This window comes from Isoptericola sp. NPDC056573 (genome assembly GCF_042793335.1).
In the GTDB taxonomy this organism is placed as follows: domain Bacteria; phylum Actinomycetota; class Actinomycetes; order Actinomycetales; family Cellulomonadaceae; genus Isoptericola.
This window is the reverse complement of record NZ_JBHTUY010000004.1, coordinates 1-12,626: the sequence shown is the minus strand read 5'-3', so window position 1 is coordinate 12,626 and position 12,626 is coordinate 1. Positions and strand designations below refer to the sequence as shown.

Annotated in this window: 7 protein-coding genes; 2 read left to right on the top strand and 5 right to left on the bottom strand. The window is 65.6% G+C overall.

The features are described 5' to 3' along the window. Positions 1 to 47: 47 nt before the first annotated feature. Positions 48 to 563: a hypothetical protein gene (locus ACFQ8E_RS07515; protein ID WP_430549956.1), complete on the top strand. Its 516-nt coding sequence runs from the start codon at positions 48 to 50 to the stop codon at positions 561 to 563. Positions 564 to 622: 59 nt separating this feature from the next. On the opposite strand, the gene mobF is transcribed toward ACFQ8E_RS07515, so the two are convergent. The 5 genes from mobF to glnA form a co-directional block, all read right to left on the bottom strand. Further along, complete coding sequence (mobF, locus tag ACFQ8E_RS07510) at positions 623 to 3,397, bottom strand: MobF family relaxase (protein ID WP_430549955.1); 2,775 nt, start codon at positions 3,395 to 3,397, stop codon at positions 623 to 625. 156 nt (positions 3,398 to 3,553) lie between these two features. Continuing rightward, on the bottom strand, positions 3,554 to 4,405 hold the full coding sequence (locus tag ACFQ8E_RS07505) for a hypothetical protein (protein ID WP_430549954.1): 852 nt from the start codon (positions 4,403 to 4,405) through the stop codon (positions 3,554 to 3,556). Beyond that, positions 4,402 to 5,775 carry an AAA family ATPase gene (locus ACFQ8E_RS07500; protein ID WP_430549953.1) on the bottom strand — a complete coding sequence of 458 codons (1,374 nt, stop codon included), beginning with the start codon at positions 5,773 to 5,775 and terminating at the stop codon, positions 4,402 to 4,404. The genes ACFQ8E_RS07505 and ACFQ8E_RS07500 overlap by 4 nt, the downstream gene beginning before the upstream one ends. Before the next feature lie 907 nt (positions 5,776 to 6,682). Beyond that, positions 6,683 to 10,192: an SIR2 family protein gene (locus ACFQ8E_RS07495; protein ID WP_430549952.1), complete on the bottom strand. Its 3,510-nt coding sequence runs from the start codon at positions 10,190 to 10,192 to the stop codon at positions 6,683 to 6,685. A 307-nt stretch (positions 10,193 to 10,499) separates the two neighbouring features. Then, positions 10,500 to 11,924, bottom strand: coding sequence for a type I glutamate--ammonia ligase (glnA, locus tag ACFQ8E_RS07490; RefSeq protein WP_429764245.1), 1,425 nt, complete (start codon positions 11,922 to 11,924; stop codon positions 10,500 to 10,502). A gap of 189 nt (positions 11,925 to 12,113) precedes the next feature. Between glnA and ACFQ8E_RS07485 the strand changes: the two genes are divergently transcribed. Beyond that, entirely contained in the window at positions 12,114 to 12,572 is a 459-nt protein-coding gene (locus ACFQ8E_RS07485; RefSeq protein WP_430549951.1) for an RDD family protein, read from the top strand. Positions 12,573 to 12,626: the final 54 nt, after the last annotated feature.

Sequence of the window (12,626 nt, the reverse complement as noted above, 5' to 3'; positions counted from 1 at the left end):
TGCCGGCGGCGCTTGGGGTCCGGGCCTCTGACCGCGAGAATCTGAGCGTGAACAGGCAGGAGATCTCGGCCGCGCTCGAGGACGTTTTCGATCAGGCGATCGTCTTCCACGGCTTTGCGCGGCACATGAGGGATTACGACATCTACGTCTACGCGACTGCGGACGCCCGAGCCGGTGTCCGTCCGGAACACCTCCGCTACCGCTTCACGCACTGCGTCCGGGCGACCGCGACAACTGCAGTACCCGCATCGGCCTGGAAGGAATCACTGGACGACCGATTCGTCGACTACCAACGCTGGCTCGACGACGGCGCGCCAGACGGCTACGTCTGGGGAGTGAACTGGCAAGCGCTGTACCCCGGCTTCACGTTGATGGAGGCCTCGGCGGACGCAGACCGGTGGACCAGCCAGCTCGGGATCCCTTTCCACCACGTTGGGGTAGAGACCAACGGCCACAATCTCGAACTTGTCTTCGCCGACCTGGTGGTGAGCCGGGTAGAGCCTGGTGATGCGCCCTTCGTCGTCGCGGAGGACGGGCCGGACGCCAAGATCCCCTTGCCGTAGACGGGTCGGGTTTGGATCGGCCGGCTGACGGTGAGCCAGCCATTCCGCGCAACTGACCGTCATCTTTCGAGCCGCGGGCGGTCTCGGCGACGCGTCCGATGCGGGATCGGCGAGTGTGGAGCTGGTCGAGGCGGGTTGACGGGAGACCGCCTACGCAGACCGAGCGCATCGAGTTCGCGCTGGGACTTTCGCATCTCGAGCGTGATGCCGTCGTCAGAGTCGTCCGAAGTGAGGATCGTCGTCCATGCCCGGCGTGCCTCGTCGGCGTCCTCTGCGGTGAGATAGATCAGGTTGGCGTCACGGCCGCGGGTCGCGCCGACGTAGGCGACGGGGGCCGAGGAGGCGTCGGCGAGCAAGCGGGCCACGTCGACGGTGCGCCCCTGGGCCCCGTAGCCGGTGGTCGCGTAGGCGAGGTGCGTGTTGCGGCGAACGTAACCAGCGGGAATGGACCGGCGTCGCCCATCCTCGCCCCGCACCCGCACGATGCCGCCGCGCCCGTGCCCTGTGACCGTCCATGTCTGGCGGTTCAGGACCCCGAGATCGCCGTCATTCGCTCGGGTGGCGATCCGGTCGCCGACGCCGGCAGTGAGGCCGTCTCGGCCCGGGACGGCCGAGTTTGGCGGCGCCGTCACCTGCCCGGCGGTGCGCAATATCGCTTGGACGTAGGCGTTCGCGATAGCGGCTTGCTCGTTCGTCGCGACGATGCCCAACGCGTCGCGGCCGGCGAGGAGGTCCGTGCCGAGGTCGTGCGCGAACCGCGCGGCGGTCACGTCCGCATCCTGGCTCGCGACGAACGCACCACACCGCAGAAGTCCGTCGAACGACCTCGGGTCCCGGTCGCGGATCAGCATTGAGAGTGCCGCCCAGCCGGGCACGCCGAAGCGGTGTACGTCCGTCAGGTCGGTGACGGGAACGACGTCTGCGGCCATGGGGAGGACCCCGCCCTTGCCGACGGAGGCCAGTTGGGCCCGGTCGCCGACGAGTCGAACCCGCACTCCGGGCGTCTCGTCCACGATCGTCATGACAGCCCGCACCGTGTCCTGGTCGGCCATCCCAGCCTCGTCGACGATCACCACGTCGCCGTCCGCCAGCCAAGAACGCGACCTCGGCCCCGGTACGGGGCGCTGGGCGGGAGGCACCCGATGCAGTGGCTCGGTGTCCGACCATTCGTAGCCGTGTGCTCGCAGGAAGCTGTGAAGCGTCGCCGCGGTGGTGCCCGCCTCGTCGCCAGCAACCTTCGCGGCGGTGGCCGACGGCGCCAAGATCAGCGCCTTGGCGCCTTCCGCACTCGTGGCGCGGATGGCGGCGTCGAGCATCGCCGTCTTTCCGGATCCTGCGGCACCTTCGACGACCACGAGCGACTCCGGACCCGCGATCCGTGCCGCCGCGATGAGTTGGCCGGTGTCGAGTGGTCGGCACGCCATCGTGCCAACGGCGTGCAGCCAAGCGTTGTCGACGTCCGCATCCGCGTGCGCTCGGGCCTCGAACCGCTCCCGTAGCTCGAGCTCCTGCCGGACGACCTCGGCCGAGGTCCATGCCCGTACTCGAGACCGGCGTGCTTGGTCCATCGGCCCGGTGCCGTCCAGCAGGGGAAGGCAGTACTCGGAAATCACCAGGTCCGCGATCTGCCTACCGAGGGATCGGAGCCGCGCCGGGTCGCGGACTACTAGGTCAGCGGACGCGATCTCGTCGAAGACCATGGCCTGGACGTCGCCGTCGTGCCAGCGCGAACGCTCTGCGCCGAGGCGGTCGACGACGTGGCGCGCGACCTCGTGCGGATCGATCTGGGACTCGACCCGGAACTCTGAAGCGCTGTTCGCGTGGACGCCAGTCCAGCCGAGGTGACGGGCGCGGGCAAGCCACTCGGCCCGGAGCTGGGGGAGCGACTTGCTGAGGTCCTTCTCGGCGCGGGTCTGCTTCTGCGCTTGCTCCCGCCATCGCGCGACGACCCTCGCAGTAGGCGTCTCGCCCGGATGCTGTTCTTGCCAAGCTGCAGCGACCGCGGCGGTTGCGGTGTCGATCTGCGTGCGCCGTCGGGAGAACTCTGAGACGACCCGATCCTCGACGCCAACGACCGTGCCTGCCCGCACGTCGGCCCCGCGCTCAAGGAGTGCGCGGCGCAGCCGTGGGCTGCCCATCAGCGCGGCGTCAAAGATGCGGTTCAGCCGTCTCTGGTCCCGAAACAGGGGAGTGGTCCACAGTCCGGCCCACCGCTCCTCGCCACGGACCGAGACGAGTACGCGCGTCGGCATCACCGTGTGCGCGTGCCAATGCGGGTCGCCAGCCCGAGAGGTCCGGTGCATCGCGACGGCGGCCTCCATCCATGTCACCGGCACGAGCACCTGGGCTCCGGCCGGCCCGATCCGGGAGACCGACTCGGCAGCCAGAGCCTCCATGGCGGTCCGCACGGCGTCATGCATCGCGTCCTCGAGGACGTCGGCGAACCTCTCGTCCAGTCCGGCGAGGATCGACAGCTCCTTGGAGACGTTGAACGCCTTGTCGAGTGCGAGAGTCGAGTTCGAACGCGGGATGCCGTGCTCTCCGGACCCGTCCACGCCCTGCCATGACAACATCGCCTCGAGCTGAGGAGTGGTGATCTGCTGACCGAACGTCGGCATGCCCGGCCGGACCGTCAGGTGGTCGACCGTTGGCGCACCATCTGATGCGTAGTTGGCGTACGCCACGGCATCGGGTTCCGGGCCGATGGGGTAATCGGTCCGCGGATACGGGTCGAGCCCTTCGCATCCGTCCACGAGATAGCGGGCGAAATCCCGAGCTGTGGAGTGGAGCCCGCCATTTCCGCGCCCGATCTTCTGGATCCCGCCGTGGCTCACGACTACCACACTAGGCCCTACGGCCCGTCCGTAGTATGGGTGCCTGACTTGAGACTTGCGGAGATTCAGGGGCGTTCCTCAACGTTAAGCCGTCAGAGCGCCCTGCGGCCGATCGTTCCCAAGCGGAACGAGGACCAATAGGCAAGGACGGGCAAGTCAGGCGGTCGGATCAATTCCGAGCAACTCCTTCAAGTTTCCAAGCCATATGGATTGGGAGATTGCGAGACCGGAGCTACTATGCAGTTGCTTGCGCAATATCTCCGGATCCGCGGCGGCCTGGCGCAGTGATCCGACCATGCGGCGCAAAGCCGTCGATGCAAATACAATTACGTCCTTCCCTCGAAAGCTTCCTGCACCGGGCGCGGCACCGGAGTCCGTGCAGCTCTCCTGGATTACGTTGGGGTGCGGAATCGGATCCTCATCGCCGTCTGATTCGCGGACTGCGGCGACACTCTCGCGATGCAGCGCGAGGCAATACTCCGGGACCTTCAGTTCAAGGGTGTCCTGCCGTAGATAGCGCTGGAGATCGACACGATCGAATGCTATACCCCAATGGTTTCGCGCGCTTTCGGCTCGGAGCCGTGAGATCGGTGATGTCCGTCGCACGAGGTCGTCAACAAAGCCCCCCGCGCCACCGAGCGCCTCTAGCTTGACGGTAGAACCCTGGTGCTCGAGAACCAACGATAGAACGCCGAAGCCGATCAGCATCGCCTCAAGATCGGCGCCCTCATACGGATAGTGGACGTTCTCGATATCGGCATAGGTCGACAAATCGTCAAAATCTACGTCGGTGACACATGCAAAACCGCTAATGCCAAGCCTGAGAAGCTCCCTCGCAGCAACAATGGCGTTTGGCTTACCTGCGGCTGGGAAGAACTGAACGTTCCGGAGATGGTGCTTTAACACCAGTTCGTCATCGGGTCCTTCAACGATGACGAAGCATTCACCCGAAGCGCGGACGTGCATTCGAACTCGATCTGAAAGCGAGTCATAGTCTCGCAGCGTCACTCGAGACCGCCAAGAAGCTCCTCGAGTTCAAGTTCGCTTTCGTCCAGGTCGCCTGAAGGGTTCTCCGGCGGCAACGTTAAGGTCAGCGGTTCCTCGAGGTCCCAGCGACCGTTGACAATTGCAGGCGAGTGGGTAGCGAGGATCACTTGATGATGCGCAACCGAGGAAACTCGTGTGATGTCTTCTAAGAATGCATGTTGCCAAGCTGCGTGCATCGATATCTCGGGCTCGTCGATAAGCACGACCGAACCCTGTGTCGCGGTGAAGAGTAGTTCGGTAAACAAAGCGACCAAGTGTTGCTCTCCCGAGGAGAGGCTTGCTACGCGAATCTTGCGGCCCGAGACGCTCTCGAATCCGAGCCGACCGTCGCCATCGATAGTTGTCCGCTTCCCAGACTCCCGGAGCTTTGCGTCCAGGATTCCGCGAAGTGTTTCAAGCTTCTCGTTGAGCGGAAGAAGTGGTTGAAGGCGTGCTTCCCAGTCGTCCAGGAATGGACTTAGAATGCGCCGTACGGTTGGAGTCGTCTTTTCAGGGAATGGCGGCAGCTCCTCTCCGATAGCCAGCCCGTTCTTGGAAAGTCTTTCATAGCTCTCCACGATTCGGTCGTAGCGTGCGTGAAGCTCTGCCTCCCGGATGGTCTCGCTTGCTACAGCTAGAGCACGCATTGCGAAGCTCACATCGCTCCGTTGTGTTGCTCGAATCGAGTTCCGTCTTGCCTGGACTACCTCCGCACCGATGCGGAGGACGTACCTCTGGATTCGACCGGCAACGACGGCGCTCGGGTCGGATTCTCTCCAGTTTCGCCGGTCGTTTGGCTTGGGTGCGTCGAGTCGCTTCGTGTCAATCAATATGGGCCGGAGCGCGTCCGACATCTCGAGAATGCGTGGTGTCTCACGAAATCGAGTGGAACGTGGTTCTGGCGTCTTTATATTGTAGACGCTTTCAACGTACCTCCTTGTCACGACCCTCCCGTTCCTGAGGTCATACCAGGAGCCGTCGGGCCGTTCTTCGAGGTGGGCTGGGATGCCCGGCTGTTCCTCAGTCCTAGTGGCTGGATACCGAGTGGGTCCCTCGACAGTCGTGCCGCCGACATGTAAGGAGAAGCTGAGCGCGCCGTACTCGCCGGGATCGACTTCCCGCTCGACGGCGAGGGCTTCGCCAGAGGAAAAGTAGAAGTGTGCCGCCCGAAAAGGAATTGCGGCAAGGCGATCAATGTCCAGTCCGAGTGCATGTTTTGCAATGTTGAGAAGATGCGTTTTTCCGGCACCATTGGGCGCGGTGATGATCGTTGGCCCATCCTGACGGACATTGATCGTGTGGTCGACGTATCCAAATAGCCCGTGCACTTCAACCGTCTGCAGTATGCGCATGCTGGTTACTTCTCCTCCAAGGAGGTCTCCTGGACGCAATTAGGATCGCCAGTTGATGTTGGTCGTTTGCCGACAGTGGAGCGTCGGCTGGACCTACGCTCCCAGCCTTTCGAGGATCTGGCTAGTCCTGCTTGGCCCTACCTTGGCCCGTGGTCGGGTAGTTGGCGATGCGTTCAGGGGCTGCATGTCCGAGTGCGAGGGATGGTTCGTATAGGATGGGGTCCGCGGACCTTGGTCGCACGGTGATCGTGGTGAGGCGGCTGGATGTGGTGTAGGCCGTGGGTGCTATGGGAATGCCGTGAGCGTGAGGTCGACCGCCTCGCCCGCAGGTTTTCCGACGACGGAACGGACCTGTTGTCGTGCTGGTGCGTTCCCTCCCGGGCCACTTCAGAGGGATCCAAAAGTTCAGGGAGGGGCCCCCTCCCACCCGCAGTTGGCCACACAACGCGTGGAGACATGCCAGGAGCCCGTGGGATTCGTGCGTTCGCACCAGGACGCGGTGCTCCTCGATGTCGGCACCACAGTCCGGGCACTCGCCGTTCACGGGAAGGCAGCCCACGAGCTCAGTCCTTGTCCTCGCACCGCCTGCACCGTCGGTTGTCGCCCTTGCCGTCCCGGCGGTTCTGCCAGGGGATGCGATTCCCCGCAGGGCAGTCGTCATAGTCGTGGTACACGTCGGGATCGGTCGGGTCGCTCGAGTGGTATGGGTACACCTTCGCCATCGTCGGCTCCTTTGCCGGTAGTGCTCGCGAGCAACCAGGCTGGCATAAGAGGCCAGCGATGACACGGGTGAAGTTCAGCTGGCGACACGTGCCTTCGTGCGATCTCGGCGACCGCCTGCTCAACGGCGCCGACGGTGTGGGGTCATCTTGGTCGAAACAAAGGCGGGCGCTCAGTTTGGCGGCGGCTAACCAGTGAGACCAAGCCGGAACACCGCCTCCTTGATTGCTGCCAGGGCTTCCCGATCGGCGTCGCTCGCTTCGAGGGTGTCCACGATGCGTCGGATGAACCATCCTGTGGCGCTCGCCACGGTCTTGGTGTGCTCGAGCATCCCGGCGACAAGGCGTGACCACTCCTGTGGTGCCGCGTGGATGGTCGCGTCGTCGAGGACCCGCGTGGAGGGCAAGTTCTCGGCCAGATCGAGTCCCACTTTGGCATCGAGCAAGAGACGCGCGGCATCGCCCACGTCTTCGTGCCGAGGCAAGGTAGCGACCCAGGACAACAGTGCTGTCGCTTCCCCAGGTGTAAACCGCTTCGGCTGCGCCGCGATGCGGCGCTTGATGTGCGGCCGCATCCAGCGCTTCCACACCGACGTGCGAGCCTCGTCCTCCAGGTCGCCGACGCGCCGTGCGACACCGCGGATCCATGACCCGAAGACCCGGTCCGGAGTGACTCGCGTCAGTCGGGTCATCCATTCCAGTCGTGCGACGTCATCCATCGTGCTCCGCACCGTGATCAGCGCCGCGACTTGGGCGAGGTCGTTGGCGATCCTCGAGTCCGGTGTGACGAGCGCCAGGCAGTCGAGTACCCAGTCGCGGACGCCGGCGTCGAGCAGGTCCTCGCTGAGTCGACCGTGGAGGACTACGGTCCACAGATCCTCAACGGCGGACCAGTTCTCCTTGGTGGGCGTCAGGAGCTGCAGCAAGCGCTCGTTTGTCCATTGCGGATCGGCGCGGTACAAGAAATCCAACTGGCGAAGGAGAGGCGCGAGCGCGAGCCCAGCCTGCGCCGAGTCGTCGATAAGGGCTGACAGTGCCGCGGTGCTCTCGGCATACAGTCCCCCGCCGGGAAACGTGCCACGGCGCGCCTCATGCACTGCCACCGCGAGCCAGTACTCAGCCAGGGTGCCAACCGTGCTGTTAATCGCGGACGTGTAGAGGTCGGACACGGACACACGCTCGTCGCGGACCGTAAGCGATGCGAATGCGCGACGGGCGAGCTCGCGTCCGTCGGCGCGGCTAACCCATCGGTCACGGAGCGTCGGCTCGTTTGACCACGGTCGAACGAGCCGGGCGACGGCCGATTCGAGCCCTTCGAGGTCATCCGCCAGCAGAAGCGAGGCGACCTGGTCGAGTCGGGAGTCAGCCATGTCCGCGCTGGCCCATCCGGTGATGACCTGTCGGCGAATCGCCGGCAACTCGCTGTGTTCCCACACGATGAAGCCGTCCGTGGGCCATCCCGCGATGGTCTTCTCGAGCATGTCTCCCGCACCCCACCATCCGTTGCGGCGGGCGGATGGTGCGTGCTCATCGAACCGTGCTAACGCGGCCCCTGGATCCTCAGCGAGCATCTGATGGAACTCGTCGGGTTGCCACGGCCACTCGTCCTCGATCGTGCTGCTCCAGCTCCAGCCGTAGTAGGTGAAGTCGGGGTGCTCCCGCGGTTCCCAGTCCGGGTGCCGGCGGGTGACCGTCGTGAGCTCAGCAGGGACGTCCATGTCCGGGCGGTGTGCCCTCAGCCAGTGCAGGAGCTCGAACACGCGGCGGTCGCGCAGCTCTTCAGACTCGACCGGGCTCTCCAATTCTCGGGGCGGGTCGTCGGGTCCCTGGCTAATGGCAGCCGTAAGAATCTCCACCGTCTCGGGGGCCAGGTGTGCTGCGGTAACGGCGATGAGCTCGTAGACCTCGTGGTGCGCCTCGAGATCGAACAGAAGCGGCCGGTTGAGGATCGAACCGACGCGGGTATCGATGGGCATGTCGTTCGAGACGGACAAGCTATGCAGGGCGAGCCGTCGTAGCAGCGGCGCGGCGCTGTCGAGCCACAGCTGGCGCAGCAACGCCGCGTTCGAGCCATCTTGGTCGAACGCTGCGGCGATCTGGTCGCGTGCGACGTCGATCAGGACGTTCGAAACCTCATCGGCGCTGTACTCGTCTTGCTCGTGCGGTGCAATGGCCGAGCGGGAGAAGCTCCACGGGTCGAAGCCATCCCGACCCGTGCGACGGTGCGCGTACTCGAAGAAGCCCGTCAGCCATGTAAGCAGGCTGCGACGGTCGTCCACGTCGAGGTCGCGCAGATGCCGCTCGATGCCGTCCTTCAACGCCCAGTCGTCCACCATTAGCTCTGGACGATGGGCCGTCCCAGGGAACGGTTGATTCCGGAAATTCCAGTTGCTGGTCAGCTGTTCGAGCACGAGCAGTGCATCTGATGCCGCGAGCGTGGCGTCGGCGGTCCACGCAGCCTCGAGAACCAGACGCAGCTCGGGGTCCTGGCTCGGGAGGACAGTGAGGGCCCATCGCAGCAGGGTGGAGCGGACGTCCAGGTCGACGTCATCACGCATGATCCGACGCACAACCGCCGAGACGAGGATGGCCGCGACCGGACCCGGGCCCTCGGTGACGTACCGCACGACGGCGTCGGAGGTGTCCGGTGCGACGGCCGCGTTCGCGATCCACTCTGCGAGCACCGCGGGCACCCTTGGACCGACGTGGTCGCTAGATTCGTTCCTGAGCAGTGCCTTGAAAGGTCGCCGTTGGGCCATCCATTCGGCCCATTCGGGACCCGTCGCGATGGCGCACACCTCGGCAACCAGCGTCTCGTCCTCGAGGGCTGCGACGAGGACGTCGTGGTCGTCAGGACCTGCCGGCGGAGTGTCGGCTGCCAGCGCGCGCACCGTCTGCGCACGATTGAGCGGGGTATCGCGGGCCCAAGCGCCCCACCGGGTCAACACCTCGATGACCACGTCATGCTCGCCGGACGGATAGCAGATGGGGACAATCCGACGCCGGTGCCAGTGTGCGGGGTCGTCGCGGTCCGTGATGATGTACCGCTCGCGCGCGTCGGACGGGAGCCCCTTGGCGAGGTAGTCCATCATCCGGTCTTCGTGGCTGTAGCCGACAAAGCAGACGACGAAGCGGGAGAACAGGTCACGTAAGAACGTAGGGGCCCAGCCGCGAGTGATGTACGCGGTTCCGAAGTCCGAGTCCGTGATCACCAGGCGCTGGGGCGGTTGGCCGACCCGTCCGTGCAGATGGACGAGGCCCTCGAAGTCGTTGCCAAGGGGGAGCGCTGGCGCCTCAAACACCGTGTGCGTGGTCCTCGTCGCGCTCAAGGCCCTGTGCAGGTGGTCGTCGTAATTCGTGGTCACCATGCGGACTGGACCCGGCGTGGCCGCGAGCGTCGCCAGCGCGTCGTGCAGCGCGTTGCGCTGTCTCCTGCGGCTGATGAGGTCGGAAACGATGCGGTGGATGTCGAGGCCGGGGTCTGCTGCGAGGCGCCCGAGGTAGACGTCGGGCTCCCCTACGTCCTTCTCGTTGGGTTGCTCGCCTACGAGGAGGGCGACCTGCTCCGTCAGGTTGCCGAAGAGTGGCAGGCAGGTCGGCGGCGGGACCGACACGCCTGCGCCGACGAAGAACACCACGTCGCCGTCCGCATGGGCAGTGATGAGCTCCTGCGGGAGGTCGATTTCAGCAAAGCGCACGTTGCCTCACATTGGCCTAGATACCCGCACTTCGCGGACAGTGCACAGGATGCCGCACGAGCCGGCTGCACGGGGAGGTGCCGCGAGGCTTCACCCAACGATGTCTCGCGACGTCATAGCGACTACACGCCGTGCGGGATCTGACAACGGTGTTCCGTGCATCAAGGTCGTCGTGCTCCGGTTAGATCACACACGGATCACACAGGAGGACGCGAAACGGCGTCCGACGCTGCCAAACGCTGCGTAGCGTTCGTGCAGGTCAGACGCCGTTTCGAACGACGTTGAGGAGGGTGCTCAGCCCCGACTGTCAGATGTCGTAGTAGAGCTCGAACTCGTGGGGGTGCGGGCGCAGGCGGATCGGGTCGATCTCGTTGCTGCGCTTGTAGTCGATCCAGGTGGCGATGAGGTCCTCGGAGAAGACGTCGCCCTGCGTGAGGAACTCGTGGTCGCGCTCGAGGTTGTCGAGGGCCTCCTCGAGGGACGCGGGCACCTGGGCGATCTGCGCATGCTCCTCGGGGGGCAGCTCGTACAGGTCCTTGTCGATCGGCGCCGGCGGCTCGATGCGGTTCTTGATGCCGTCGATGCCCGCGAGGAGCTGCGCGGCGAACGCGAGGTACGGGTTGGCCGTCGGGTCCGGCACGCGGAACTCGACGCGCTTGGCCTTCGGCGAGGAGCCGGTCACCGGGATACGGATGCACGCGGAGCGGTTGCGGGCCGAGTAGACCAGGTTGACCGGGGCCTCGTAGCCGGGCACCAGGCGGCGGTAGGAGTTCACCGACGGGTTGGTGAAGGCCAGCAGCGACGGGGCGTGCTTGAGCAGGCCGCCGATGTACCAGCGGGCCGTGTCGGACAGGCCGCCGTAGCCCTTCTCGTCGTAGAACAGCGGCTCGCCGTTCAGCCACAGCGACTGGTGCGAGTGCATGCCCGAGCCGTTGTCGCCGAAGATCGGCTTCGGCATGAAGGTTACGGTCTTGCCGTGCTGCCAGGCGACGTTCTTGATGACGTACTTGAACTTCATCAGGTCGTCGGCCGAGTGCAGCAGGGTGTTGAACCGGTAGTTGATCTCCTGCTGGCCGGCGGTGCCCACCTCGTGGTGCGCGCGCTCGACGTCGAGCCCGACCTCCGCCAGGACCGCGCACATCTCGTCGCGCAGGTCGGCGAACTGGTCGTTGGGGGAGACGGGGAAGTAGCCGCCCTTGTAGCGGGTCTTGTACCCGAGGTTGCCGCCCTCCTCCTCGCGCCCGGTGTTCCACGCGGCCTCGACCGAGTCGACGCTGTAGAAGCTCTCGTGCTGGTTCGTCGAGAAGCGGACGTCGTCGAAGACGTAGAACTCGGCCTCGGGGGCGAAGAACGCCGTGTCCGCGATGCCGGTCGACTTGAGGTAGGCCTCCGCCTTGGCGGCGATCGTGCGGGGGTCGCGCGAGTACGGCTCGTCGGTGAACGGGTCCACGATGGAGAAGTTCACGATGAGCGTCTTGCGCTTGCGGAACGGGTCCAGGTACGCCGTGGTGACGTCGGGCACGAGCTTCATGTCCGACTCGTGGATCGCCTGGAAGCCGCGGATCGACGAACCGTCGAACATGAGGCCCTCGGTGAAGGAGTCCTCCGAGAACTGCTCCACGGGGATGTTGAAGTGCTGCATCACGCCCGGCAGGTCGATGAAGCGGACGTCGATGAACTCCACCCCCTCGCGACGGGTGAAGGCGATGGCCTCCTCGGCGTTCGTGAACATGCATGCACTCCTTGCGTGGATGGTGCCGTTCGGTCGGTGCCGCCGGACGGTTCCGAAGGACGGGGGCGACGAGCTCGTGCGCGCCGCTCGACGACCACGACCGTAGGGTGACGGCGTTTCTCCGGCGTGGCGCCATTGTTTCCAACACGTTACGGCGGTCACGCCTCCGGCGCCGCGTAGCCTTGACGCATGGCATCGCGGGAGGACATGGGTTCGTGGCTCGAGGGCGGACGCCGGGACGAGACCGGGTCCGCCGGACGGCTCGGCCTCCCCGACGTCGGACCTGGTTCGCTCGCCCGACTCGGGCGCCGGGCCGTGGCCCTCGTCGTCGACTGGGCGGTGGCGACCCTGATCGCCTACCTGGTGACGAGCCCGGCGTCGTTCGCCGAGCTGAACTCGTGGGTCACCCTGGGCGTCTTCGCGCTCATGAACCTGTTGCTGGTCAGCACCGTCGGGTTCACCATCGGCCATCGTCTCCTGGGCCTGCAGGTCCGCACGCTCGGTGCCCCCGACGGCGTCGCGCCGGGGTTCGCGCGCGGCGCGGTGCGCACGCTGCTGCTGTGCCTCGTGATCCCCGCCGTCGTGTGGGACCGCGACGGCCGCGGGCTGCACGACCGGGCCGCGGGGACGGTCCTCGTGCGGCGCTGACGACGACGGCGAAGGGCCGGGGGGGGGCGCCGCGCGCCCGGCCCGGCGGCGGGG